Raw genomic sequence first — 25,507 nt, forward strand, 5'->3', positions numbered from 1 at the left:
CCTAGTTATTCCCCTGATCCAGTGCGCCTTCCGAATTCCAGAAGGACTTGTCCAGATGCTGTACAGAAGGCATTCAGCACGCCTCGTCGAACCTGACTGGGTCCAGCCAACGCAGTGCTGCGGATGCCCGCTCGGCGGGATGTGGCACGTTCCGGATCAGGAAGGTCGAGCATGCCCTCCACTCTCACTGGCATACCCTCTGAATTCGATGTCGTCGTCATCGGTGGCGGGCCGGCCGGTGCTACCACCGCCGGCCTTCTGGCGAAACGCGGACACCAGGTGCTGATTCTCGACCGGGAGCGTTTTCCGCGTTATCACGTCGGCGAATCCCTTATTCCGGTCGTCATGGCCCCCATGGAAGAAATGGGGCTGACGGAGCGTCTTGAGCAGCGTGGCTTCGAGCGCAAGTACGGCGGCACTTTCGTCTGGGGCAGCGAGGAGGCCGCCTGGGACTTCTCCTTCGTCGACGGCGGCGACTACCCCTTCGCCTACCACACCCGGCGCGCCGACCTGGACGCGGTGATCCTCGACCGGGCACGGGAGTTGGGGGCCTACGTCGTCGAGGACGCGACGGTGAAGGAGCCCGTCGAGGAGGACGGCCGGGTCACGGGTGTCCGCTTCACCGTGCGCGGGTCCAAGGAGCCGTACGAGGTCAGGTCCCGGATGGTGGTGGACGCGTCGGGCCAGGCCCGCGTCCTCACCCGCAAGTACTCGGAGATCCACTGGCACGACAACCTCCGCAACGTCGCCGTGTGGACGTACTTCGACAACTGCGAGCGGCTGCCCGGCGATCAGTACACGAACATCCTCATCGAGGGCATCGAGAACGGCTGGTTCTGGGGAATTCCGCTCGACAAGGGGACGGTCAGCGTCGGTTTCGTGACGCCGAGCACGATCGCCGGCGAGTCCGACCAGAACCTGGAGCAGTTGTTCCGCGACGAGGTCGAGAAGACCTCGAAGCTCAAGCACATGCTGCGGGACGCCCGTCAGTCGGCCGGCTTCCGCAGTGCCCGCGACTGGTCGTACACGAACCAGACCATCTACGGGAAGGGCTGGGCCGCGGTCGGTGACGCGGCCGCCTTCGTCGACCCGCTGATCTCGACGGGCGTCGCGCTGGCGACGACAGCGGGCAGCATCCTGTCCCGGGTCATCGACAAGGTCCTGCTCCACCCGGAGATCGAGGAGGTGGCCTTCAAGCGCTACGCCACCGCCTACCTGAGCTTCTTCAACGAGGTCCGTTCCTTCGTGGAGCGCTTCTACGACCGGTCGCTGAAGAAGGACGACTACCACAAGCTGGCCCAGTCGGTCATCGACCCGGAGGAGAAGAACGCGCCGGCGCAGGACTTCGTCACCCTCCTCGCCGGTATGCGCGGCAAGCACCTCGCGCTGGACATCTCCATCGACGACCTGATCCCGCAGACCGGGCCCTCCGCCACCGTCCAGAACTGAGCCGACCGGAACGAACGCCCAAGGGAAGGAAGAACTGGTGCAGGACAAGAACTCCGCCTCCGCGGCGACGGACCGGTACGACGTGGTGATCCTCGGCAGCGGCATGGCCGGGGGCATGCTGGGCGCGGTGCTCGCCCGCAACGGGGTGAAGACCCTCATCCTGGACGCCGGCACCCACCCGCGCTTCGCGGTCGGCGAGTCGACCATCCCGTACACCTCGGGCATGGCGAGGCTCATCGCCAAGCGTTACGACGTGCCCGAGCTGAAGGCGTTGTCGAACTACAAGGGGACCATCGAGGAGATATCCCCCAACTGCGGCCAGAAGCAGAACTTCGGTTTCGTCTATCACCGCGAGGGCAAGCCGCAGAATCCGCAGGAGATCAACCAGCTCGTGGTCCCCATGGACCTGCGCACGGAGACCCACCTGTTCCGGCAGGACGTCGACGCGCATCTGTTCCACGTGGCGCTCACCTACGGTGCGGAGGCGCGGCTCTCGACCCGGGTCACCGAGATCGACATCGACCCGGACGAGGGCGCGGTCCTGCGCACGGAGCACGGTGAGGAGTTCCGGGCCTCCTACGTGGTGGACGGCAGCGGGTTCCGCTCGCCGCTCGCGGAGAAGTTCGACCTGCGCGAGACGCCGACCCGCGCCCGGACCCACTCACGCTGCCTCTTCACGCACATGATCGGTGTGAGGCCGTTCGACGACTCGCCCACGGCGCGGCCGCACGACCAGCCGAGCCCGTGGCACCACGGCACGCTGCACCACGTCTTCGACGGGGGTTGGCTCTGGGTGATCCCCTTCGACAACCACGACAAGGCCCGCAACCCGCTGTGCAGCGTCGGCCTGACCCTGGACCCGCGGAAGTACCCGAAGGGCGACATCCCGCCGGAGCAGGAGTTCCAGGACTTTCTCGCGCGGTTCCCCGAGATCGCCTGGCAGTTCGAGGGGGCGAAGGCGGTCCGCCCCTGGGTCTCCACCGGCCGGCTCCAGTACTCCGCAAAGACCGTCGTCGGCGACCGCTACTGCCTGACGTCCCACGCGGCCGGGTTCATCGACGCCCTGTACTCCCGCGGTCTGGCCAACACCCTGGAGCTCGTCAACGCACTCGGCTGGCGGCTCATCGCGGCCTCCCGGGACGGGGACTGGTCCAAGGAGCGGTTCGCACACGTGGAGGCGCTGCAGCAGGGGCTGTTCGACTTCCACGACGACCTGGTCTACAGCTCGTTCGTCGGCTTCGGCCACTACGAGCTGTGGAACGCGGTCAACCGCACCTGGATGCTCGGCACGATGAGCGGCAACATGATGGTCGAGGACGCCTACTACCGGTTCAGCGAGACCGGCGACCCCGATGTCTTCCTGGAGGCCGAGCGGTCCGCGAACCCGGGTTCCCCGCTGCCCATCAGCGAGACCTTCGTCCGGCTGGGCACGCTGACCCGTGAACTGTGCGAGGCCGTCGAGGGCGGCACGCTCGAACCGGATGTGGCGGCCGCGCGCATCCACGAGTACATCCGCAAGGACGTGGACTTCATCGCGCACGCCGACAGGTTCGGACTGCCCGAGAACCGCTGCTTCAACATGACGCGGGAGCGGATGGAGGCGGCCGAGGAGTGGTCGCGCACCCAGGCGCCGCCGGAGATCGGCAAGCGCATGCTCAACGCCGCACGCGGCATGGCGCTCGCCAAGGAGGCCGAGGCCGGGACCGGTTCCGCGGGCTACTGATCCCGGTTCACCGGCCCGGTCCTCCGCGGCGGGCTCCCCGGCCCGGTCTTTCCCTCCCCCACACACCGGACGGCCTCGTGGCCGAGCCTTCTGGGCCCGCGTGGCCGTCCGGCCCTTCCCTGTTCGCACCTCCGACACCGAGGCGAGTGAGGACCATGTCACACCAGCCGCACCCAGCCGACCTGCGCCGACTGATGGCCGGATTCCCCACGGGCGTCTCGGTCGTCACCGCGCTGGCCCCCGACGGCACCCCGTGGGGGATGACCTGCACCTCGCTGTGCAGCGTCGCCCTCGACCCGCCCACGCTGCTCGTCTGCCTGCGGGCCGGCAGCCCCACCCTCCGCGCGGTCCTGGACAGCGGGGAGCTCTCGGTGAACCTGCTCCACGAGCGCGCACGCTCCACCTCCGAGCTGTTCGGTTCGGGGGCCCCGGACCGGTTCGGCCAGGTGCCGTGGGTTCCGGCCCAGAACGAGGGCGGCCCGCATCTGATCGAGGCGGCGCACACGATCGCCGACTGCGTGGTCACCGCCGAACAGACCGTCGGCGACCACGCGGTGGTCATGGCCCACGTCACCCTCGTCACGTCGCTGCGCCGGCCGATTCCCCTGCTCTACGGCATGCGCCGCTACGGGTCCTGGGCGGAGGACGCGGAGAACGGCTTCCTGTCGTACGACTTCATCTCCTGACGGCCGCGGCGGAGAGGAACGGCGGACCATGGACGTCTCCGTAATCGATCCGTATGCGATGCCCGGCCGGGACCCGCTCGTCGAGAACAGGGTCTCCTGGAGCCTGGACGCCCGGCGCTCTGCCCTGGTCGTCCTGAACATGCAGGGGTTCTTCCTCCGGCCGTACGCACCCGGCACCTCACCCCTCGATCCCCTGCTCGCCGCCTGTTCGGACCTTCTGGAGACATGCCGCAGCCTGCGCGTACCGGTCGTTCACATGGTGCAGCCGGGCACCCAGGCCCCGGGCGAGCGCGGTCTGCTCACCGACTTCTGGGGGAAGGGCCCCGACGACGCGCTGGAGGACGCGGCCATCCCGCACGAGCTCGCGCCGGATGCGAGCGGCGCCGTGCTGACCGCGTGGCGGTACAGCGCCTTCTTCGGCTCGGGCCTCGAGCGGCACCTGAGGTCACTGGGCCGGGACCAGATCGTGATCTGCGGCCTGTACGCGCACCTGAACTGCGTCGCCACGGCGCTCGACGCCTTCAGCCACAACCTGGAGGTCTTCCTGGCGGCCGACGCGGTCGCGGACCTCAGCGCCGACGAGCATCGAGCGGCGCTCTCCTGGGCGGCGGGCTGCTGCGCGGTCGTGAAGCCCGCGGCGGCGTTCACGGCGCAGCTGCTCGGTGCCGCGCGCCCGGTACCGGAGTGACCTGCCGGAAGGCTCCCGTACAGGCGGTGGACGCGCAGTTCTCGCTCGACAACGTCTACCCCCGAGGCTACTATTTTTACATGTACAAAAACTCTGCACGAGAGGAACGGGCCGTCAGCCCCGGCGGCGTCCTGTGGACCATCTCCGTCGCCCAACTCATGGTTTCGCTCGACGTCTCGGTGGTGAACGTCGCCCTGCCGTCGATGCGCACGGCACTCGGCTTCGACGAGTCGGGACTGTCCTGGGTGGTCAACGCCTACACGCTCACCTTCGGCGGACTACTGCTGCTGGGAGGACGGGCAGCCGACCGCTTCGGCCGCAGGCCGCTGCTCCTGATCGGACTCGCGCTCTTCGGCATCACCTCGCTCCTGGGCGGCCTCGCGCAGGCCCCGGGACAGCTGATCGCCGCGCGCGCGGTGCAGGGGGTGGGCGCCGCTCTGATCGCCCCGGCCGCGCTCGCGGTCCTGACGACGAGTTTCCCGGCCGGCCCCCAGCGGGGGAAGGCCCTCGGCGTGTACAGCGCCGTCACGGCCGGTGGTGCCGCCGTCGGCGTGGTCGTGGGCGGTCTGCTCACGGAGTACATCAACTGGCGCTGGGTCATGCTCGTGAACGTCCCCATGGCGGTCATCGGTGTCTGGCTCGCCCGCCGTCACGTGGCGAGGGCCGCCGCGGGCGACACGGCACGCCGGCTCGACGTCGTCGGTGCCGTCCTGGCCACCCTGGGTACGTCCCTGCTCGTCTTCGCGCTGGTGCGGACCGAGAGCGAGTCCTGGGGCTCGGCGGCGACGGTCGGCAGTCTGGCTGTCGCGGCGGTCCTGCTCGCCGGGTTCTTCGTCTACGAGGGCACGTACGCCAAGGAGCCACTGCTGCGGCTGCGGGTGCTCACCAACCGGTCCGTGTCCGGCTCGAACCTCTACATGATGATGGTCTCCATCACGATCTTCACCTCCTTCTACTTCGTCTCCCTCTACCTCCAGCAGGTGCTCGGGATGGGCGCGCTCAGCGCCGGGCTCTCGTTCCTGCCGTTCTGCCTGGGCCTCGTCGTGGGGTCGCTGTACGCGGTGAAGCTGCTCGCCCGGTACTCGGCGCGGCAGCTGCTCATCGTCGGCGGCATCATCGGCGCCGCCGGCATGGCCTGGTTCAGCCAGATCCGGCCGACCGGCAGCTTCCTGGTCGACGTCCTGGGCCCGTCACTGGTGACCAGCTTCGGCATCGGGCCACTCCTCGTCCCCATCGCCAACGCGGCGACCGCGGGAGTCGCCCCGCACGAGGCCGGCATGGCGTCGGGCCTGCTCAACAGCGCACGGCAGCTCGGCGGCAGCATCGGCCTGGCCGCCATGGGCACGGTGGCGGCCACCGCGACGGCGAACGCGGCCGCTTCGGACTCCGCCGACCAGCGGCTCGCCGACGGATACGGCATGGTGTTCGCGTGCAACAGCGGTCTGCTGATCTTCGCCGTGCTCGTCGCCGTGTTCCTGCTCCCCCGCCGGAATCCCGGCCCCGTGCCGGGACCGGCGCCCCGCCAGGGCGCGGGCGGCGACGCCCCGCGCGACGCACGGCGGGAGGAGGCGGCTTCGGCGGAGCGGGGCTGAGGTACCTGCCGCAGTCACCGCCTGACGCCGCGGCACCCGCCCCATCCGACCCCCGACCATCCGACCGGCCGTGAACGGGACCTCCCGCGCGGCCGGTCCTTCGTATGTGTGACCTGCCGCGGTCCGCTCCGGCCACGGGGAGAGAACGTCCAGCACTCCTTCAGACGAGCCCGCGCAGACTGAAGCCGTCACGGCCCAGGAGGTGCACACGGATGGTGTTGGTCGAGCGGGAGCGCCAACTCGCCGAGCTCACAGGACTGCTGGAGGAGTGTCTGCACGGAACCGGCAGCGTCGTCGTGCTCCGCGGCCCGGTAGCGGTCGGCAAGACGGAACTGCTGCACACCTTCGCCGAGCAGGTGGCGGGCGACCGGGTGCGCATCCTCGCCGCCGCCGCCTCACCGGTGGAGCGACACCTGTCCTTCGGTCTGCTCAGCCAGCTCCTGCACGGCGCCGACCCGGCGTTCGCGCGCCGGGCCGAGGCCGTCATGCGCGGCGGAGCCCCCGAGGGGAGCGAGGTCGGTCCCCAGGTGCTGGAGGGAATGTCCCGGATCTTTCTCGACATGAGCGCCGGGGAACCCCTGCTCATCGAGGTCGACGATGTCTGCCACGCGGACACCGACTCCTTGCAGTGTCTGCTCTTCCTCGCCCGGCGGCTGCGGCGGTCGCGCATCACGCTGCTGCTGAGCGATCAGGACCGCTCCGGCATCCGGCACCCGGACTTCCGCACCGAGCTGTCGCGCCATCCGTACTGCACGCAGATCCGGCTCGCCCCCCTCACCCACGACGGCGTCGCGGCGCTCCTCGCCCACGACCTCGACGCGCATGTGGCCCACAGTCTCGCCCCGGCGGCGTTTGCCCTCTCCGGCGGCAACCCGCTCCTCGTCCGGGCGCTGGCCGAGGACTGGGAGGCGTCCACCCGCTCCGCGGGCAAGGAGCCGCCCACCGGCCCGGTGGTCGGGGACCGGTTCGCCGAACGGGTCGTGAGCTGTCTCCACCGGCTCGAACCGGAGGCGCTCGACGTGGCGAGAGCCGTCGCCGTGGTCGGCGAGACGACCCGCCCGGAGCTCGTCGCCAGGCTCAGCGGGGTGGGCGCGATCGAGACCCGCGCCCTCGTCGACCTGCTCGACGAGTCGGGCCTGCTGCACCACGGCCGCTACCGGCACCACGCCGCCCAGGAGGCCGTCCTGAGGGACTTCGGGGCGCCCGCGCGCATCGTCTGGCACCGGCGCGCGGCCGCGCTGCTGCACGCCGACGGGGGCCGCTCCACGTCGATCGCCCAGCAGCTGGTCGCCGCCGGGGAGGCCGAGGAGCCGTGGGCGGCGGCGGTGCTCAAGGAGTCCGCCGCCAGCGCGACCGCCAGCGGCCAGATCGACTTCGCCCTCGACTGCCTCGAACTGGCCCATTCTCTCGCCGACGACGAGCAGCAGCGCGCCGTGAGCCGCGCGGTGCTCGCCGAGACCGAGTGGCGCGTCGACCCCGCGGGCGCCGTACGTCACCTCGGAGCGCTCACGGACGCTTCCAGGCGGGGCCTGCTGAGCGGGCGTCAGCCGGTGGCGGTCGTCGAGTACCTGCTGTGGCACGGCCGCGTGGACGAGGCGGCCGCCGCACTCGACCGGCTCGCCGCCACCGCGAGCGGACCGCAGGCGGCGGAGCTCGATGCCGTGCGCGCCTGCCTGGAGCTCTGCTACCCGGCCCAGCGCCGACGGTCCGGCCCCGGCGCCGTACCGCCCCCGCGCCTGGAACCACACGCCGACGGACCCGCCTCGCTGGTCGCCACCGCTCTCGCCGCCGTACGGGGAGACGTGGCGGTGTCGAGCGACCCTCTCGGACAGGGCCTGCACACCGACGAGCCGCTCACCCGGATCGCGCTGGGCCTGCTGGCGCTGGCCAGGCCCGAGCGGCTGTCGACCGTGGCGCCGTGGTGCCTGCCGATGCTCGCGGACGCCGCCGGGCAGGAGGGCCCGCGCTGGCGACGCCTGTTCACCGCGGCACGCGCCGACGCCGCGCTGCTCCGGGGCGACCTGCCGGCCGCCGGCCGGTTCGCGTCCGCGGCCCTGGACGAGACGTCACGGAGCAGCTGGGGAGTCCTGGCCGGTGCGCCGCTGGCCTGTCTGCTCACCACCGCCGTGGAGACCGGGCGTTACGAGGACGCGGCCGGCTATCTCAACCTGCCGACGCCGGGCGCGCTCCTGGAGACGCCCTTCGGGCTGCGGTACCTGCGGGCGCGCGGGCAGTACCACCTGGCGGTCGGCAGGCCCTACGCGGCCCTCAGCGACTTCCGGACCTGCGGCCGGCTCGTGACGGAATGGTGGGACGACGGCCCCCGGCAGCTGCCGTGGCGGGTCGACGCCGCCCAGGCCCTCGTGCGCCTGGACCGCCGGGACGAGGCGCGCGTGCTCCTGGAGGAACAGCTCGACGGCCTCCCGGTGGACGACGCGCGCACCCTGGGGCGAGCGCTGCGGCAACTGGCCGCGACCCTGGAACCGCACGAACGGCCCTCGCTGCTCAACGACTCGGTGGAGGCTCTGCAAGCGGCCGGCGACCGGCTGGAGCTCGCCCACGCCCTCGCCGATCTCGGCGCCGCGTTCGCCGCCAACGGCGACTCCCGGAGGGCCAGGCCGGCCCTGCGCCGGGCGTGGCGGGCAGCGCAGGAGTGTCACGCGGAGCGCCTCGCCCGGTCAGTACAGCCCGGACTCGCGGGCACGTCGTCGTCCCGGGCCGGGTCCGGCGGACCACGTCTGCGCGGCGATCTCGCGGCGGAGCTCAGCGCGGCCGAGCGCCGGGTCGGGGGGCTGGCCGCGCAGGGCCACAGCAACCGGCAGATAGCACAGCGGCTGTGCGTAACCGTCAGCACGGTCGAGCAGCATCTGACCCAGGTCTACCGAAAGCTCCGCGTGAAGAACCGCACAGACCTTCCCGTGCTCCTCGACGCCGGGGAAAACGAATCAGAGGGAATGGACCCCTTACTCACCGAGGTCCTTTCCCATTCTTCCCCCTATTCCCCCTAGGGGGCCCGGTGACTCCCTTCACAGCGGAAGGGGTATTCCCTCGATGAATTCCTCGACTAGGCTCGTTCCGTGACTCTTTCGCAGAGCATCGAGGGCATTTACCACCGACATCAGCGAGGGGCATCAGAATGATTCTCAGTGAAGACACGGCCTCCTGGGCCGCCACGCGAAGCGGGCCGACGATTTTGGGCGTCGGCACCTCGACCCCGGATTCCTCCTATTCCCAGAAGGATCTCCTGGACCTGTACGGGATCCAGGACGAGCGGATTCGTTCGGTATTTCTCAACAGCGCGATCGACCGGCGCTTCCTGAACGTTCCCCCCTACGGCGACGACGGCCGGCCCACCATGGAGACCCAGGGCGAACTGCTCGCCAAGCACAAGGCCCGGGGCACCGAGATGGGCGCCCGCGCTCTGCAGTCCTGCCTCAAGCGGATCGGCGCCGCGGTCAGCGACATCGGCTATCTGGTCTGCGTGACCTCGACAGGGCTACTGACCCCCGGCTTCAGCGCCCACCTCATTCGCGAGCTGGGCATCCCCACCGACTGCGGCCGGCTCGACATCGTCGGCATGGGGTGCAACGCGGGTCTCAACGCCCTGAACGCGACCACCGGCTGGGCCTCGGCCAACCCGGGGAAGATCGCCCTGATGGTGTGCATAGAGGTGTGCTCGGCCGCGTACGTCTTCGACGGCACCATGCGCACCTCCGTCGTCAACAGCCTCTTCGGCGACGGTTCCGCGGCGATAGCGGTCTCGCGCGACACCGAGAGGCCCGGCCCCCAGGTGTTGAAGTACGCCAGCCGCATCGTCCCCGACGCGGTCGACGCGATGCGCTACGACTGGGACGACGAACAGGGCAAGTTCAGCTTCTACCTCGACCGTGACGTGCCCTACGTCGTGGGCGCGCACGCCGAGGGCGTCATCACGAACCTCCTCCGGGGCACCGGCCTGCGGCGCAGCGAGATCGCGCACTGGCTCGTTCACTCCGGCGGCAAGAAGGTCATCGACTCGGTGTCGGTCAACCTCGGTCTCACCCGGCACGACGTGCGGCACACCACCGACGTGCTGCGTGACTACGGCAACCTGTCGAGCGGCTCCTTCCTGTTCTCGTACGAGCAGCTGCTGCGGGAAGGCGCCACGCGCCCCGGCGACTACGGCGTCCTCATGACCATGGGCCCCGGCTCGACCCTCGAATCGGCACTCGTCCGGTACTGAACGGCGAAGCCCGCACCCAACTCCCCTTGTCGGACCAGACGATCAGGACTCAGACATGCCTCCATCGAACCTCGCCCAGGCTCCCTCCTCCGACACCCTCCTGGAGATCGACAGCACACGTCCGCTCTGCCCCCTGCTGGTGGCGGACGTCAACGCCCTCTGCGACCGCCTCGAGGACGCGCAGGGCAGGACGAGTGCCGTGATCCGGCTGCACGGCACCGGTCCGGCGGAGAACTGGCCGGGCAGCGTCGGCATCGACCTGGTGAGCCGCTGGGAGAAGGCCCTGCGCCGGCTCGAACAGGGCCGGTTCGCGAAGATCGTGGCGATCGAAGGCGTGTGCAGCGGCCCCGCGCTCGACGTGCTCCTCACCGCCGACCACCGGGTCGGCGCACCCGGGACGCGGATCGCCGTTCCGGTGAACAACGACGGCGTGTGGTCGGGCATGGCCGTGCACCGGCTCACCAACCAGCTCGGTGGTGTGCACGCCCGCAGGATCATGCTGTTCGGCGCCGAGCTGTCCGAGCAGCGGGCGCTGGCGATGGGCCTGATCGACCAGGTGACCAAGGATCCGGCCGCGGTCGCCGCAAGGCTGGCGGAGCGCTTCACCCGGCTGGACCCGTCCGAGCTGGCCATCCGGCGCCAGCTCATCATCGAGGCCGGGGTGACGGCGTTCGAGGAGGCGCTGGGCAAGCATCTCGCGGCGTGCGACCGCACGTTGCGCCGCAGCCGCGGTGAGTTCCTCGGCGCGGACGGCAACGCCTGATGACCGACACGGAAGGAGTCGAGAGCATGACGGCACGTCCTCTCGCCGGTGCGGATCGGTGGTCCGTCCCGGCACCGGTCCTCAGCGGCTCGCTGCTGACCGACGCCGAGGCCCTGCGGGCGTACACGGCCGAAGCGGAGAAGCTGCTCGGGGAGCTCCCGGCCAAGCCCGACCGGGACGCCGGCCAGCAGCAGCTCGCGGCCGAGGTGCTCGCCGACCAGCGTCGTCTGCGCAGCGCGTTCCTGGAACTGCACGTCGAGCGCGTCTACCACGCGCTGACGGGGGGCCTGCGTGAGCAGCGCTCGCTGTCCGAGCTGGTGTTCGCCGCAGCCGAGGCATTCCCGGGGCTCACCCCGACCGAGGCCCAGCTGGCGGCGGAACGCGAGTGCGGTCAGTCCGACAAGGACGGGCGGGAGATCGACCAGGGCATCTTCTTCCACTGGGTGCTGCGGTCGCCGCAGGCCGGCCCGCACCTGATGCGGGCCATGCTGCGGCCCACCCAGCGCGCCCGTTCGTTGCTCGGGGAGTTCAGCCGGACGGGCAGCCTCCAACTGGGCACTGTCCGGCTGGAACTGATCGACCGAGCGGCCCACATCACCCTGTGCAACGGCCGGTTCCTCAACGCCGAGGACAACCAGCTCGTCGACGACCTGGAGACCGCCGTCGACCTCGCCCTGCTCGACGACCGCGTCAAGGTGGGGGTTCTGCGCGGCGGGAAGATGACCCACCCGCGCTACCAGGGCCGCCGGGTCTTCTGCGCCGGAATCAATCTGGTCGACCTGCACCAGGGCCGGATATCCCTCGTGGACTTCCTGCTCCGCCGCGAACTCGGCTACCTCCACAAGCTGATCCGCGGCGTCCAGGTCGACGACGCCTGGCCCCGGCCCCTGGTCGAGAAGCCGTGGGTGGCCGCCGTGGACACCTTCGCGATCGGCGGCGGCATGCAGATGCTGTTCGCGGTCGACCACGTCGTCGCGGCGGCCGACTCGTACCTGAGTCTTCCGGCGGCGCAGGAGGGCATCGTGCCGGGCATGGCCAACCTCCGGCTGACCGCGCTCGCCGGCGGACGGCTGTCGCGGCAGGTCATCCTGTCCGGCCGGAAGCTCTGGGCTCGCGAGCCCGAGGCGGGCGTGGTCTGCGACGAGGTGGTCGACCCCAAGCTGATGGACGCGAGCGTGGACGCGGCGGTCGACCGGCTCGCGAGTCCGGCCGTCGTACCGAACCGGCACATGATCAACCTCTCCGAGGAGCCGATGGACCGGCTACGCGCGTACGCCGCCGAGTTCGCGCTCGAACAGGCGCTGCGGTTGTACAGCCCCGACGTCATCGACAAAGTGGACCGGTTCAGCGCCGGTGCGTCCTCGGACCGACGGAACGGCAGCGTTTCGTGAGGCCCGTCGACGCGATGCTGGAGGTGCTGCGCGACGAGGGCGTCACCCGCGTCTTCGGCAACCCGGGCACGACGGAACTGCCCTTCGTGGAGGCGGTCACCGCGGCCCCCGACCTCCAATACGTCCTGGGGGTCCAGGAGGCGTCCGTGGTCGCGATGGCCGACGGGTACGCGCGCGCCACCGGCCGCCCGGCCTTCGTCAGCCTGCACATCGCGGCCGGGCTCGCCAACGGCATGGTCGGGCTCCTCAACGCCAGTCGGTCGCGCACGCCGATGGTGGTGACCGCGGGTCAGCAGGACCGACGCCACCTGGCTCACGACCCCATGCTCTCCGGAGACCTCGTGGGCATCGCCCGGGCAGCGGTGAAGCACACCTTCGACGTCCAGCACGCCCACGATCTGCCCCGCATGCTGCGCCGGGCCTTCGCGCTGGCCGTCCAGCCGCCTGCGGGCCCGGTCTTCCTGTCGGTCCCGATGGATCTGCTGGAGGAGGAGGGGCCGGTCGACCGGCCCGCGCCGAAGTCGCGGCTCGGCGGGCTCGGCCCGGCCCTCGACTGGCCGGAGGCCGCCGAGCGGCTCGCCGGGGCCGCTCGGCCGGCGGTCGTCGCCGGGGACGGGGTGGGGCGAGACCGTGCCGTCGCCGAGCTGGTGGCGGTCGCCGAGGCCGTCGGAGCCACGGTCTACCACCAGCCGATGCACGACGGGGTGAACTTCCCCACCGTGCATCCGCTCTACGCAGGCATGCTCGACGCCCGCTACTCGGCGATCCGCTCGGCTCTCGAAGGCCATGACGTGGTCCTGGTCGCCGGCACCCGGGCGTTCATGGCACACCACTACGAGCCGGGCTCGCCGATCCCCACCGGTACCTCCGTCATCCAGCTGGACGACGATCCGGGCGAGCCGGGCCGGACCTTCCCCGTGGCCCTCGGTCTCGTCGGCGGGGTGCGGGCCACCCTGAGCGCGCTGGCCGCGCAGCTCGCCGGGAAGGTGCCCGAGGCCCCTCGGCGGCTCAGGGAGACCGGCCGCCTGCACGAGGCCACCCGTGGGCGGCTGACGAAGCGGGCGCTCGCGGCGTACGGCGACGCCCCGATGGACCCCCTGGCCGCCGTACACGCGATCGTCTCGGGGCTCCCCGACGACGCCGTGGTGGTGGAGGAGGCGATCACCAGCGGACTGCTGCTGCGCGGCGTCCTGCCGCTGGAACGCCCGCGTTCGTACGTGCACACCGTCGGCGGTGGTCTCGGGTCCGGTATCGGCGCGGCCATCGGCTCCCGGATGGGAGACCCCACCCGGCCGGTCGTGGCCGTGCTCGGCGACGGCTGCACCCTGTTCGGACTCCAGGGGCTGTGGAGCGCCGCCCACTACCGCGTCCCCGCCACCTTCGTGGTGATGAACAACGGCGAGTACCGCACCCTCAAGGAGACGGCCGCCCGGCGGGAACGCAGCCGGGCCGCCCGCCGTCGCTCCGGGGGCCTGGAACTCACGCCCCCTCGGCTCGATCTGACGCCCGCCCGGGACTTCCTGGGGCTCACCGACGGAACACCCGGTGTGCCGGACGGCCTCGACCTCACGCCGCCGGAGCTCGACTTCACCCGCGTCGCCGGATTCTTCGGCATCAGCGCGGTGCGGGCCCGCTCGACGGACCACCTGGCCGAGGCAGTGGCGCGGGCGGCCGCGGGGACCGGGCCGGTCCTCATCGATGTCCCCATCACGAGCTGCGCCGACGGTGCCTGACCGGCCCGCCGCGTGCTCGGACCATCACAAAGTCAGGAGAAAACCATGACTGGCCTGGTCGACGTGGACCGGCTCACCGGGACGGTGTTCAGTGACGGCTGGCGGACCGCGTCCGGCGGCGCCGTCGCCGACGTGGTCGAGCCTGCAACCGGGAAGACGCTTGCCCAGGTCGGTGTCGCCGCCGCTTCGGACGTCACCCGGGCCGCGAGCGCCGCGGCCCGGGCCCAGCGGGCATGGGGTGCCCGCCCCGCGGCAGGCCGCGCAGCGGTGCTGCGGCGGGCGGCGGACCTCCTGGAGGAGCACCGGGCCGAGGTCGCCCGGTGGCTGGTCCGTGAGGGCGGTGCCGTACGGGCCAAGGCGGAGACGGAGATCGCGGACACGGTGGAGGAGCTCCTCCAGGCCGCGGCCCTGGCCACACAACCGCACGGGCAGGTCCTGCCCTCCGCTCCAGGCCGGTCGAGTCTGGCCCGCCGGGTGCCGCTGGGCGTGGTCGGGGTGATCAGCCCGTGGAACGTGCCGCTGCTGCTCGCGCTGCGTTCGGTGGCCCCCGCGCTCGCGCTGGGCAACGCCGTGATCCTCAAGCCGGACATCCGTACGCCGGTATCGGGTGGCCTGGTCGTGGCCCGCCTGTTCGAGGAGGCGGGGCTCCCGAAGGATGTGCTGCACGTGCTGCCGGGCGACGCGGTGGCCGGCGCGGCGCTGACGGCCGATCCGATCGTGACGATGGTGTCCTTCACGGGCTCCACCGCGGTCGGCCGGGAGGTGGGAGCAGCGGCGGGCCGGACGCTCAAGCGGGTCTCACTCGAACTCGGCGGCAACAACGCGCTGATCGTCCTGGACGACGCCGGTGTCGAGGCGGCCGCGGCGGTAGGGGCCTTCGCGTCCTTCTTCCACCAGGGACAGATCTGTATGGCCGCAGGGCGCCACATCGTGCACGCGGCGGTCGCCGAGGCGTACGTGCGGCGACTGGTCGAGGAGGCCCGCCGGCTCACCGTCGGTGATCCGTGGACCGACCCGGTCGACCTGGGTCCGGTCATCGACGCCCGGCAGCTGGAACGTGTCCACGGGATCGTGCGCGACAGCGTCGCCGCCGGCGCCGAACTGCGGTGCGGCGGAGCGCCGGAGGGGCCGTTCTACCCGCCGACCGTCCTCACCGGCGTCACCAGCAGGATGCCTGCGTTCACGCGGGAGATCTTCGGCCCGGTGGCCCCGGTCGTGGTCGTCCGGGACGACGACGAGGCGGTGGCCGTCGCCAACGACACGGAGTACGGTCTCGTCGCCGCGGTCCGGACGGGCTCGGTCGAGCGTGGGCTCCGGCTGGCCGACCGGCTGCGGACGGGCATGATCCACGTGAACGACCAGACGGTCAACCATCAGGCGGTGGTGCCCTTCGGAGGCTTCGGTGCCTCGGGCAACGGGGCCCGGCACGGAGCGCAGTTCGCCTGGGACTCGTACACCCAGTGGCAGTGGCTCACGACCCGGAAGGACGGGCCGGCGGCCTTGGGCGCGTTTCGAGAATAGCGCCGTCCGCCCGCCGGGCAGGCGGGACTTTCGAAGCACGCCCCGGCCGGGGCCGCGCGCACGCCGGTGCCGTCGGCGGAGGCGAAGGTCCGGCCTCCGAGCGGCATGACGGAGAGGCCGCAGCCCGAGGGATGCGGCCTCTCCGTCATGCCGGCTTGGCACCGGCCCGTTCCTGATGGCCGACGAGACGCTCGGTGGAGGGCGTGGGCCATGCGCGACCCGTGAGTTCAACGACGCCGTCCGCGGTGCGCCGGCCGGCGAAGCCTGAGCGCAGGAGAGCGCCTCCCTGCCCTGCGGCGGCAGGGGCGCCGATGACGTCGAACGGCAGGGTGCGCCCTCGCGCGCACACCTCTCCGGCCTGGCCGGCCAGGAGGTTCTCCCCCAGGGCGTCCCGCACGCTGAGCCGTACGCCGGGGGCCGCTCCGACCACGGGACTTCCGCCGGACGGCGTGCCCTGGCCGGCCCGGTACGTGCTCACCGCCCAGGGGAGCACGCTCCCGCCGGGCGCGAACTCGGCACGCAGGACGGTCTCGGGCAGGAGCTCGCTGTGCCGGGCCACGGTGTCGGGGGTGCAGGGGGCTCCGACCAGGACGACCGTCCTGGGCCACGTCGGGCGGGGCTCCCGGGCCAGGGCGTCGAGCACGCGCGGGTATTGGGCCGACTCGTACACGACGACCGTGCCGTCCGGGCCCGTGACGGGTCCGCCAGGCCGCGCGATCAGCGTGCTGCCGGATCCGAAGGCCCACCACATCGCGGACAGGGTGGCGGGTCCGACGGGCTGTTCGGTGACGGCGACCGCCCGCCCGGCGGGTCCGATCTGCTCGGACCGGGCGGCCATGGCCAGATGCCAGGCCCGGTGGTCCACGAGGTGGCCCGAACCCCAGTCGCCGGCCTCCCCCGCCGTCAGCAGGTAGGCGGGCTCGGCGGGTGCGGAGATCGGCAGCGCCCGGTCGGCGGAGCGTGCTCCGAGGCGCTTCCACAGTCCGGGATCGTCCAGGAGGAGCCTGCGCCGACAGCCGGCGTGGTCCCACGCCTCCCGGGTCGCCCGGCTGCACAGCACCGTCTCGGCGCCGCTGACGACGGCGAGCCGGCGGGTCCGGCCGGCGGGCAGATCGCGGGGCACCGGCACGCACACTCCGCCGGCCTTCATCACCGCCAGCTGGGCCACGAGCGCCTGCCGGTGATCGGAGCAGTGGACCACGACGGGGTCACCCAGCTGGACGTCGGCCCTCAGTAGCGCCGTGGCGAGCTGCGTCGAGAGGGTGTCGGCCTGGCCGTACAGGAGGGTGCTCGGTCCCTCGCGCACCACGACGGCCTTCGGGTGGCGCCGGGCGGCGCGGCCGAAGAGGCCGTCGAGCGTCCGGTCCGGCTGGGCCGAGGGGTCCTTGCCGGCGGTACCGGGGCGGACGGCGTCCCGGAGTTCGGCCGAGAGCATGTCTGGTTCTCCTTCTGGTCATTGCCCTGCTCCTGCTGCGTGGGGTGCGTGATGCCGCCGGCCGGGCCTCAGCGCCTGGCGGAGGAGGAGCGGTCGGACTCACGGCCGGACACCTTGGCGGTGGCCGCCGGGACGATCACGGGTTTGGCGTACGTCCGGGACAGCAGCGGGCCCGTCATGGCCGTGGTGACCAGCGCCATGACGACCATGAGGGAGTACAGCCCTTCGTCGAGCAGCCCGGCCTGCAGCCCGACACCGAGGATGACGAGCTCGGTGAGGCCGCGGGTGTTCATGAGTGCGGCCAGCGCCGTGGCGGGTCTGGCGGGCAGCCCCGCACTCCGGGCGCCCAGATAGGTGCCACCGAACTTGCCGCCCACGGCGACCAGCAGGACGGCGACGAGTTCGGCGATCTCCGCCCAGCCGAAGTGCCGGAGGTCCACCTTGAGACCGGCGACGACGAAGTAGACGGGAAGCAGTACGGAGGTCACGGTACGGGTGTGCTGCATGAGGTCACCGCGCAGCCGTTCGGCCCCCTCGCCCGGCATGAGGACGCCGAAGAGGAAGGCACCGAAGATGTAGTGCAACCCCATGGCCTCGGTCGCCGCGCCACACAGCAGCGCTCCGATCAGGACCTGCGCGTACCACCACCCCGACGTGGTCCCGTGCCCTTCCCCGCGAGCGAGTCGGCGGCGCAGCAGAGGGCGTACGACCAGGACGAGCACCAGGACGAACGGGATCATGAGGGCCACGCGCCAGTGGGCGCCCGCGTTGCCTGTCGCCGCCTGCACCCCTGCCAGGGCGGTCCAGGCGACGACGTCCACGAGGGCCGCCGTCGCGAGGGCGATACCGCCGAGGGCTGTGCCGGCGATGCCCCGGTCGGACAGGACCCTGGCCAGCACGGGGAAGGCGGTCACGGACACGGCCAGGCCGATGAAGACGATGAACTCGGCCTTCTGGCCGGTCTCATGGCTGCGCAGCAGGAAGAAGCCGAGACCGGTCCCGAGGACGAAGGGCACCGCCATCGATCCAAGACTCACGGCCGCGGCCATGCGTCCGCGGCCGCGCAGGGCCTGGCGCTCGATCTCCAGGCCCACGCCGAACATGAACAGGGTGACGCCGACATCGGCCATCGCGCTCAGCAACGGCCGGATCGTCGGGGGGAACAAGGTGTCGGACACCGCCCCGTTGAGGAGTGTCGGCCCGAGGAGCACACCGGCGAGGATCTCGCCCACGACGGGGGGCTGTCCGACCCTGGTGGCGAGATACCCGAGTCCATGGGCGAGGACGAGGATGAAGGCGAGGTCGAAGAGGAGGAGTGCCACCTGATTACTGCTCATGGCGACCACTCTCCTTCAGCCGCCTACAGATGCTCTGAACGGTCTCTGATGGGAGGCGGCGCTGCGCGGGCACGCCTGTGCCCCATGACCCGGGGGCCATGGGGCACAGGACGGACCGGCATGCACGGGGCCCGGGCGACCGCGGCGCTCGGCTACGGCAGACGTGCCACGACGGCACTCCGGTGGGTCAGCGGCTCGCGCTCGGCGCACTCTGCCGCGTAGAGCCTCATCAGCTCGTGGATCCGGTACAGACCCCCACCGGCCTCGCGAAGCAGGTGACGGCGGGCGAGGAGTCTCAGTACTCCCGCGGCCTCCTGCTCGGTCGTGCCGGCCAGTCCGGCGGCCGCCGACACGGTGATCAGCCCGCCGCTGAAGAGACCGAGGAGCCGGAACATCCTCGCCGCTTCATCCGGCAACGCCCGGTAGGACGTCTCGAACAGGGTGTGCAGGCTGGTCGAGGCGTCGTCGCCCGCCGTCAGCCGGTCCAGCCGGCCGTGTTCCTCGACGATGTGCCGCACCAGCGCGGCCAAGGACACGTCCGGATTGGCGGCCAGTGTCTCGGCCATCATGCGCAGCGCCAGGGGCCGCCCGCCGGACAGCCCCACGAGACGCCTGGCGACGGCCTCCTGGTGCTGGAGACGGTCGCCGCTGAGACAGCGGAGCAACCTGAGCGCGTCCTGGGTGGCGAGCGGGTCCAGCCGCAGGAGATGCGCGCCGTCCCGGACGGCGAGGCCGCCCAGGCGCTGCCGGCCCGTGCTGAGCACACAGGAGGAGCCCCCGGGGATCAACGGCCGCAACTGCTCGGCACTGAGCACGTCGTCAAGCATCACGAGGACGCGCTTGCCGTGCAGCAGGCTCCGGTACAGCGTCGCGCGGCTCGCCAGGTCCGCGGGGATGCGGCTGTCGTCGACCCCCAGGCTGCGCAGCACCTGGAGCAGGGCCTCGGAGGCGCTCAGCGAGCAGCCCTCCACGCTCGTACCGCGCAGGTCGACGTAGAGCTGTCCGTCCGGAAAGTGGTCGGACAGCCGGTGGGCCAGTTCGAGGGCGAACGCGCTCTTGCCTACGCCGACGGGCCCGTCGACGACGACGATGGGCGTGGAGGCGCCCCTCGGTTCCGTCTCGGTGAGCAGTCGCGCGAGGCGTTCGAGCTCCCTGGAGCGCCCGAGGAACCCCCTGGCCACGGGCGGCAGCTGGGCCGGCTTGGGAGTCTCGGAGAGCACCAGCCGGGGGGCCGGGGGCTCCGGTTCGGGTGCCCCGGTGCCCGCCGGCTGGACGGCGTTCGGACGGAAGACTCCGGCCGAGGCAGCCGGACTGCCGGTGAGGATCTGCTGGTGCAGCGTCCGGAGCTCCGCGCTGGGGTCGATGCCCAGCTCGCGCCGGAGCAGCCGACGGGTCTCGGCGTAGACCTCCAGGGCGTGCGCCTGACGTCCGCACCGGTAGAGCGCCGCCATCAGCAGCCAGCGCAGCTTCTCGCGCAGCGGCTCCTCGGCCACGGCCCCCAGCAGTACGGTCACCGCCTCGACGGGGCGGTCCGCCTCCAGCATGTCGGCGGCCCACTCCTCGACGGCCGTGAGCCGGAGGTCCTGGAGCCGGGTGCGCTCCATCGCCGCGAACGGCCCGGGAACGCCCGAGTGCGCCTCCCCGTGCCACAAGGACAGCGCGGACTCCGCCACGTCCAGGGCTTCCTGAAGACGTCCCTCGGCCCGGGCACGGCGCGCCTGGGCGTGGCGACGGGCGAAGAGCGTGGCGTCGACCGTCTCGGGATCCGTCTGCAGCGCGTAACCGCCTGCCGTCGAGACCAGCAGTGCGCCGCTCTCCCGCCTGCTGCGCTCCGGTTCGAGGACCCGGCGGAGCCCGGCCACGTAGGTGTGGACACCATTGGCGGCGGTCTGCGGGATGTCACCACCCCAGACCGCGTCAATGATGTGGTCCACGCTCACGACGTCGTTCGCCCGGCCGGCCAGCAGCGCGAACACGGCTCTCTGCTTGGGCGGCCCGAGCACGACCTCGCTGCCGTGCCGCCAGGCACGTACAGGCCCCAACAACTGTACTTCCAAGGGCACCCCCGTCATCGGCATTGCCCTGTCGCCTCCTGAGGTCATGGCTGCGGCCGCCGGACCGCTCGCTCCAGTGATTTCAGACGTACGAGTGCTTCCCGGCCACGACTTCGGCCGATGCTGTCGCGCTCTCGGGCGCCACGGCCACCAGGCGGTCTGCCACGCACCTCAGTTTCTCCCGGGTCTCCTCGAGTTCACGCTCGGGTACGGAGTGTTCGACCACCCCGGCACCGGCCTGCAGCCACGTCTCGCCGTTCCGCCGGAAAACGCTGCGCAGGGCGAGTGCGGCGTCCATGGAGCCGTCCTGCGCGACCGTCATCACGGTGCCCGCGTAGAGGCCGCGCTCCCGCGGTTCGCAGTCCGAAATGACGTCGTACGCGGCGGCCTTGGGCACGCCCGAGGCGGTGACGGCGGGGAAGACGGCGGCGAAGGCGTCCCAGGCGCTCGCGTCCTCGGACATCCGTCCCACCACGCGGGAAGCGAGATGCTGCACGGAGCCCCGCTCCTTGATCACCATGTATTCCTGCACGACGACGGTCTCCGGGCGGCAGGGCTCGGCGAGTTCATCGACGGCGACCTTCACCGAGATCGCGTGTTCATGCAATTCCTTGGGGTCCGCCAGGAGATGCTCGCGCAGTCTCCGGTCCTCGGCGGCGTCGCCGGTCAGGGCCCGGGTGCCTGCCAGCGGCTGGCTGGAGACGCTGCGGTCGGTGCCGACCTCCACGACGGTCTCCGGGCTGAATCCCAGGGCCTGGAGTTCGCCCATGTGCAGCAGATAGGACCGGGCCGGGGTGTTGGCGCGGCGTCCGACGAGGTAGCTCGCCGGAAAGTCGATCTCGGAGGTGACGGGGACGACCCGGGAGACGACGGCCTTCTGCAGCTCGCCCGAGCGTATGCGGTCCACGACCGTGGCGACGGAGGAACGATACGCCTCCGCGCCCACCTCGATGTCCACGCCGACCGGCAGGTACCCGGCGGACTCAGGGCCCTCTTCCAGGCCGGCCAGTGTCTTTTCGACGAGGGCCGCCTCCTGCGGATCCACGCTGCGGACGAGGGCCTGCCCGGCGAGCAGGCGTATCTCGGTGCGCGGGACGACGAGGTGGAGCAGGACGCCCTCGTCGACGGGGCGGCCGGCGACGGCGTACGCGAGCTCGAAGGCACTCCAGCCGTAGGCCCGCCAGTCGGTCAGCTCAAGGCCGTCCAGGAACTCGCGTACCCGGCCCAACGGGTCGCCCCGCCAGGGATGTTCGAGGGTTCGACCGTCCTTCGTACATCGGACGGTGTCCTGTCGCACGACGACTTCGGCCACGATTCCGCCCGCGACGGACCACGTGTCCGGACCTTCATAGACGACATAGGTGGAAAACAGGCCGGCGGCGACAAGACCTGTCGCCGCGACAAGTGGATCAAGTTCCGTTCGCACGCTTGTCGATCGATACGAGAAAACCACGGATCTTCCTCCTGCAGGTGACGACCGAAATTGACCACTACGAGGGCGGAAAACACTCGACCGATCCTCACGGGAGATAATCAGGGAAATATTGACGATACGTTACAAGAAAGCCATCGCAGGGTGACGTGAAAAAACGCCGGCTCGCCGCACCCGCACAGCCGAAGGCATTTCAGGCACGCCAAGACCTGCACCGCTCCCTTGAAGAGAACGCCGGTCACTCCCGAATAAACGGATACTCCGGGCCCTTCCCCCGACAACCCCCTGAATGCGCAGGAGCGGCCGAACGGGGTCGACTCTACCTAACGACTTCGATTCGAATCAACAAAAAATTTCACTCGGCGCCATGGCTTGACCATGACCTGACCGGATTTGAACGCAGCCCTATCGGAATACAAGGCGCGATCGCTTCAGCCTTTCCCCGCAGCCCCCTTGGGGCGGCCCGGCGCTTTTGCACGGGGGATTGCCGGGCCGCCCGGACCTCACCGGACACCACGTCGCACGGCGGTGCGCGGCGAGGCCGCCTCATGAAGGCGCCCACCCCCGCCCCGGACCTCCGTCCAGCTCCGGCACCGGACCCCCTCACAGAGTTTTTATACTCGTAAGACGTACGCGTACAATAACTGTAGCCCGGGCTCCTGTCGATGTCACCCCCGCCCCGAAGAGCCCGGCACAGCATGGTGATCCGGCGCGCCGCAGCCCGGACAGCTCAGCACTCGGATGGGAGAACCAGGCATGAAGCCCCGTAACCGGCGCCGGGCCGACTCGCGTCGGTCCGCGCCCCTCTCGCAGGAGACGATCGTCGCGGCCGGGCTGCGCATCCTGGACACCGAGGGGCCTCAGCAGCTGTCCATGCGCCGGCTCGCCCGAGAGCTCTCCATCACACCCATGGCCCTCTACCACCATGTGCGTGACCGGCACGAATTGCTCCTGCTGCTCGTCGCCTCCCGCTCCCAGGAGCGTCCCCGGCCGGCCCTGCCCGAAGACCCGCGCGAGCGGCTGCTGACGGCCGCCCAACTGCTCCACGATGTCCTTGAGGAGTACCCGTTCCTCAACGAGATCCTCGCCTCCCCCGACCTGCTGGCCGTGTCCGCGCTGTGGGTCATGGAGACGCTGCTCGACGCAGCCGTCGAATGCGGGCTCACCCCCGTGGAGGCGGCCCAGGCCCACCAGGCCATCTGGCATTTCACGGTCGGCGTCCTCCTGATCCGGACGACCAGCCGTCAGCACCACGCCGAACTGACCCGCCCCACACAGCGTGAACAGGTTTTCGCCACCCTGTCGCCCGCCGACTTCCCCCGCGTGACCTCGCTCGCCGGCCGCTGGTCCGCGCTCACCTCGCGGGACACCCACCGCGAGGCCCTGGAGGACATCGTCGAGGGGCTGCTCGGAGGACGTCCGGCCCACCCGGGAGAGCATGCATGAACATCGACCCCAGACCCATGATCGGCATCCTCGGCGGGTACGGGCGCGTGGGCGCCGTCGCTGCCCGCATCCTCGCAGCCGAGGGCGGCTGCCGGCTGCGCGTCGGCGGACGCTCCGCCGAGACGGCCTGGCGCTTCGCCCGGGAGCTGGGCGACGGCGCGGAGGCCGCAGTGGTCGACACCCGCGACGACCAGAGCCTGACCCACTTCACCCGCGGCTGTGCCACCGTCCTCGACTGCTCCGGAACCGCGTTCGCGCTCCGCGGCCAGGTGCGCGCATCGGTCCTCACCGCCGGTGTCCATTACGTGGGCATGACGGACGACGGCGGTTCGCGCACCCCGGCGGGGGCCTGCTCGGCCGTTCTCTTCACCGGGCTCTCGGGCACGCTGGCCGGCTGGGTGCCGCGCTGGCTGGCGGACGGGCTCGAGTCCGCCACCCGTTTCAGCGGCTGGTGGGGCGGTCTCGGCGCCATCCCGTCGCACACCGCCGTCTCCTGCCTGCTCGGCAGGCGGCACGCGGTCGACTTCCCCGCCGAGCACGACCCCGGCCCGGCCCCCTTCGACGGCGACGCCACCCCGGTCCCGGTCCACGCCACCGCCGTCCGCCGTGTCCTCCCGGAGGAACTGCGGGAGCAGGCATACCTCCTGCGGCTGCGCGAGGCCCACTGGCACGAAGTACTCAAGGGACCCGGCGTGCCCGCCTTCCTCGACCGGTTCGCCGTCCAGCACCCGGCGACGGGCGACGGCAAGGCGCTCATGGCCGCCGCACGGGAACTGGCCCGGGAGAGTCTGCGGGACTCGGCCGGCAGCCCCGCGTACCAGGTCCTCTACGGCACGCTCGACGGAGTGACACACGACGGCGTCCCGGTGCGCCGGAGCGCGCTGCTGCACTCCACGGACGTGACGGGCCTGGTCGGCGTCATAGCCTCGATCACGGCGCACGAGGTCACGAGGGGCCGGGTCGCGTCCGGCGTGCATGTCATGGCGGCTACGCTGCCGCCCGAGGCCACCGCCGACTGGATCGTGCGTCACCTTCCCCGGTCGACGGCGCAGGCGACGGAAATGCCGCGCCGCGAACCGGGCATGATGGCATCGGTGTCACCGACCGACCGGCGCCCCGGGGTGAGGCCGCGGGCCGACAGCGGGCCGTGAGGACCAGGTACACGTGCCCGGCCGCCACGGCCCGCTGCCGGCACCCACTCCGCATCAGGCACGAGCGACAGGAAGAGATGAGGATGACGCCTCAGACCCGACGTACCGGCAGAACGGGCCGGCCCCCGAGACTGTCCCAGGAGGCCATTCTCACGGCCGCCCAGGGCATCCTGGACGGGGAGGGCCCGGAGAACCTGTCGATGCGCCGACTGGCTCAGGAGCTGTCGAGCACGGCGATGGCGCTCTACCATCACGTGCGCGACAAGGACGAGCTGCTGCTCCTGCTGCTCGAACGTCACGCCCAGAACTTCCCTCGCCCCGAGCTGCCCGCCGGCCCGCGTGACCGGCTGATCGCGGCGAGCCAGGCTCTGCACGACATTCTCGCCGAGTGCCCGTGGATCGTGGAGGTCCTCGCCTCCGACGACCTGATGGCCGTCTCCGCGCTGTGGATCGTGGAGAACATGATCGACGCCGCGATCGAGTGCGGGCTCACTCCCGACGAGGCCGTCTACGCCTACCGGGTCATCTGGTACTACACCGCCGGCGAGCTCACCATCCGGGTGAACCGGGAACGGCACCATGCCGGTCTGGAACGGCCCCCGCACCGCGACAAGGCCATCGCCACGCTGGCCCCGGAGGAGTTTCCCCGGCTCGCCTCGCTCGCGAGCCAGTGGGACACGATCACCACCCGCGACACCCACCACGAGGGCCTTGTGGCCATCGTCGACGGCCTGCTCGCGCGGACCGGCGCGAAGCGGAAGGCGACATGACGGTGGGCCCGTGGCACCGGCCGCGGGGGGGCGGGCCGGGGCCCCGGCCCCCCGCCCCCCCCCCCCACACCACCACGGCCCCCCCCCGGGCCCCCCTTTCGACCAAGGCGCCGC

The 25,507-nt window shown here is 71.3% G+C and carries 18 protein-coding genes; 14 read left to right on the top strand and 4 right to left on the bottom strand.

The genetic code is table 11. The annotated features are described in order from the left end of the window. Window positions 1-171: 171 nt before the first annotated feature. From ACLQ2N_RS29690 to ACLQ2N_RS29740, 11 genes are all read left to right on the top strand, one after another. On the top strand, window positions 172-1,449 hold the full coding sequence (locus tag ACLQ2N_RS29690; protein ID WP_425817774.1) for an NAD(P)/FAD-dependent oxidoreductase: 1,278 nt from the start codon (window positions 172-174) through the stop codon (window positions 1,447-1,449). A 37-nt stretch (window positions 1,450-1,486) separates the two neighbouring features. Beyond that, window positions 1,487-3,172 carry an NAD(P)/FAD-dependent oxidoreductase gene (locus tag ACLQ2N_RS29695; protein ID WP_425817776.1) on the top strand — a complete coding sequence of 562 codons (1,686 nt, stop codon included), beginning with the start codon at window positions 1,487-1,489 and terminating at the stop codon, window positions 3,170-3,172. 155 nt (window positions 3,173-3,327) lie between these two features. After that, window positions 3,328-3,858 carry a flavin reductase family protein gene (locus ACLQ2N_RS29700; protein ID WP_425817778.1) on the top strand — a complete coding sequence of 177 codons (531 nt, stop codon included), beginning with the start codon at window positions 3,328-3,330 and terminating at the stop codon, window positions 3,856-3,858. A gap of 28 nt (window positions 3,859-3,886) precedes the next feature. Next, entirely contained in the window at window positions 3,887-4,546 is a 660-nt protein-coding gene (locus ACLQ2N_RS29705; RefSeq protein WP_425817780.1) for an isochorismatase family protein, read from the top strand. 80 nt (window positions 4,547-4,626) lie between these two features. Continuing rightward, window positions 4,627-6,138: an MFS transporter gene (locus tag ACLQ2N_RS29710; RefSeq protein ID WP_425817782.1), complete on the top strand. Its 1,512-nt coding sequence runs from the start codon at window positions 4,627-4,629 to the stop codon at window positions 6,136-6,138. Window positions 6,139-6,350: 212 nt separating this feature from the next. Then, window positions 6,351-9,146 (top strand): AAA family ATPase, encoded by a 2,796-nt coding sequence (locus ACLQ2N_RS29715; protein WP_425817784.1) that lies wholly within the window; start codon window positions 6,351-6,353, stop codon window positions 9,144-9,146. Between the two features lie 128 nt (window positions 9,147-9,274). Then, on the top strand, window positions 9,275-10,360 hold the full coding sequence (gene dpgA, locus ACLQ2N_RS29720; protein WP_425817786.1) for a 3,5-dihydroxyphenylacetyl-CoA synthase DpgA: 1,086 nt from the start codon (window positions 9,275-9,277) through the stop codon (window positions 10,358-10,360). A 55-nt stretch (window positions 10,361-10,415) separates the two neighbouring features. Beyond that, window positions 10,416-11,123 carry an enoyl-CoA-hydratase DpgB gene (dpgB, locus tag ACLQ2N_RS29725; RefSeq protein ID WP_425817788.1) on the top strand — a complete coding sequence of 236 codons (708 nt, stop codon included), beginning with the start codon at window positions 10,416-10,418 and terminating at the stop codon, window positions 11,121-11,123. A 26-nt stretch (window positions 11,124-11,149) separates the two neighbouring features. Further along, a complete protein-coding gene (gene dpgC, locus ACLQ2N_RS29730) occupies window positions 11,150-12,514 on the top strand; it encodes a (3,5-dihydroxyphenyl)acetyl-CoA 1,2-dioxygenase DpgC (protein ID WP_425817790.1) in 1,365 nt (454 codons plus the stop codon). Beyond that, the gene (locus ACLQ2N_RS29735) at window positions 12,511-14,247 is read left to right on the top strand and encodes a thiamine pyrophosphate-binding protein (protein WP_425817792.1); all 1,737 of its coding nucleotides are present in this window, start codon (window positions 12,511-12,513) and stop codon (window positions 14,245-14,247) included. The genes dpgC and ACLQ2N_RS29735 overlap by 4 nt, the downstream gene beginning before the upstream one ends. A 45-nt stretch (window positions 14,248-14,292) precedes the next feature. Beyond that, window positions 14,293-15,768: a benzaldehyde dehydrogenase gene (locus ACLQ2N_RS29740; protein WP_425817794.1), complete on the top strand. Its 1,476-nt coding sequence runs from the start codon at window positions 14,293-14,295 to the stop codon at window positions 15,766-15,768. Window positions 15,769-15,913: 145 nt separating this feature from the next. On the opposite strand, the gene ACLQ2N_RS29745 is transcribed toward ACLQ2N_RS29740, so the two are convergent. The 4 genes from ACLQ2N_RS29745 to ACLQ2N_RS29760 all read right to left on the bottom strand — a co-directional run bounded on the left by ACLQ2N_RS29745 (window position 15,914) and on the right by ACLQ2N_RS29760 (window position 22,047). Continuing rightward, window positions 15,914-17,203, bottom strand: coding sequence for an AMP-binding protein (locus tag ACLQ2N_RS29745; protein ID WP_425817796.1), 1,290 nt, complete (start codon window positions 17,201-17,203; stop codon window positions 15,914-15,916). A gap of 68 nt (window positions 17,204-17,271) precedes the next feature. Next, a complete protein-coding gene (locus ACLQ2N_RS29750; RefSeq protein ID WP_425817798.1) occupies window positions 17,272-18,540 on the bottom strand; it encodes a cation:proton antiporter in 1,269 nt (422 codons plus the stop codon). Between the two features lie 152 nt (window positions 18,541-18,692). Further along, window positions 18,693-20,582 (bottom strand): BTAD domain-containing putative transcriptional regulator, encoded by a 1,890-nt coding sequence (locus ACLQ2N_RS29755; protein WP_425817800.1) that lies wholly within the window; start codon window positions 20,580-20,582, stop codon window positions 18,693-18,695. Window positions 20,583-20,676: 94 nt separating this feature from the next. Beyond that, window positions 20,677-22,047, bottom strand: a complete 1,371-nt coding sequence (locus ACLQ2N_RS29760; protein ID WP_425817802.1) for a salicylate synthase — start codon at window positions 22,045-22,047, stop codon at window positions 20,677-20,679. Window positions 22,048-22,782: 735 nt separating this feature from the next. Here ACLQ2N_RS29760 and ACLQ2N_RS29765 point away from each other — a divergent pair. From ACLQ2N_RS29765 to ACLQ2N_RS29775, 3 genes are all read left to right on the top strand, one after another. Beyond that, window positions 22,783-23,472 (top strand): TetR/AcrR family transcriptional regulator, encoded by a 690-nt coding sequence (locus ACLQ2N_RS29765; protein ID WP_425817804.1) that lies wholly within the window; start codon window positions 22,783-22,785, stop codon window positions 23,470-23,472. Next, window positions 23,469-24,623 (top strand): saccharopine dehydrogenase NADP-binding domain-containing protein, encoded by a 1,155-nt coding sequence (locus tag ACLQ2N_RS29770; RefSeq protein WP_425817806.1) that lies wholly within the window; start codon window positions 23,469-23,471, stop codon window positions 24,621-24,623. Before ACLQ2N_RS29765 ends, ACLQ2N_RS29770 begins: the two co-directional genes overlap by 4 nt. An 83-nt stretch (window positions 24,624-24,706) precedes the next feature. Next, complete coding sequence (locus ACLQ2N_RS29775) at window positions 24,707-25,393, top strand: TetR/AcrR family transcriptional regulator (RefSeq protein WP_425817808.1); 687 nt, start codon at window positions 24,707-24,709, stop codon at window positions 25,391-25,393. The last annotated feature ends 114 nt before the right edge of the window (window positions 25,394-25,507 follow it).

The sequence above is a fragment of the Streptomyces sp. DT224 genome (assembly GCF_049844595.1).
In the GTDB taxonomy this organism is placed as follows: domain Bacteria; phylum Actinomycetota; class Actinomycetes; order Streptomycetales; family Streptomycetaceae; genus Streptomyces.

Bases quoted from the DNA above. Each gene is read 5' to 3' on its own strand.
- ACLQ2N_RS29690 (WP_425817774.1), top strand. From the start codon at position 172: ATGCCCTCCACTCTCACTGGCATACCCTCTGAATTCGATGTCGTCGTC.
- ACLQ2N_RS29700 (WP_425817778.1), top strand. From the start codon at position 3,328: ATGTCACACCAGCCGCACCCAGCCGACCTGCGCCGACTGATGGCCGGA.
- ACLQ2N_RS29705 (WP_425817780.1), top strand. From the start codon at position 3,887: ATGGACGTCTCCGTAATCGATCCGTATGCGATGCCCGGCCGGGACCCG.
- ACLQ2N_RS29710 (WP_425817782.1), top strand. From the start codon at position 4,627: ATGTACAAAAACTCTGCACGAGAGGAACGGGCCGTCAGCCCCGGCGGC.
- ACLQ2N_RS29715 (WP_425817784.1), top strand. From the start codon at position 6,351: ATGGTGTTGGTCGAGCGGGAGCGCCAACTCGCCGAGCTCACAGGACTG.
- dpgA (WP_425817786.1), top strand. From the start codon at position 9,275: ATGATTCTCAGTGAAGACACGGCCTCCTGGGCCGCCACGCGAAGCGGG.
- dpgB (WP_425817788.1), top strand. From the start codon at position 10,416: ATGCCTCCATCGAACCTCGCCCAGGCTCCCTCCTCCGACACCCTCCTG.
- dpgC (WP_425817790.1), top strand. From the start codon at position 11,150: ATGACGGCACGTCCTCTCGCCGGTGCGGATCGGTGGTCCGTCCCGGCA.
- ACLQ2N_RS29740 (WP_425817794.1), top strand. From the start codon at position 14,293: ATGACTGGCCTGGTCGACGTGGACCGGCTCACCGGGACGGTGTTCAGT.
- ACLQ2N_RS29745 (WP_425817796.1), bottom strand. From the start codon at position 17,203: ATGCTCTCGGCCGAACTCCGGGACGCCGTCCGCCCCGGTACCGCCGGC.
- ACLQ2N_RS29750 (WP_425817798.1), bottom strand. From the start codon at position 18,540: ATGAGCAGTAATCAGGTGGCACTCCTCCTCTTCGACCTCGCCTTCATC.
- ACLQ2N_RS29765 (WP_425817804.1), top strand. From the start codon at position 22,783: ATGAAGCCCCGTAACCGGCGCCGGGCCGACTCGCGTCGGTCCGCGCCC.
- ACLQ2N_RS29770 (WP_425817806.1), top strand. From the start codon at position 23,469: ATGAACATCGACCCCAGACCCATGATCGGCATCCTCGGCGGGTACGGG.
- ACLQ2N_RS29775 (WP_425817808.1), top strand. From the start codon at position 24,707: ATGACGCCTCAGACCCGACGTACCGGCAGAACGGGCCGGCCCCCGAGA.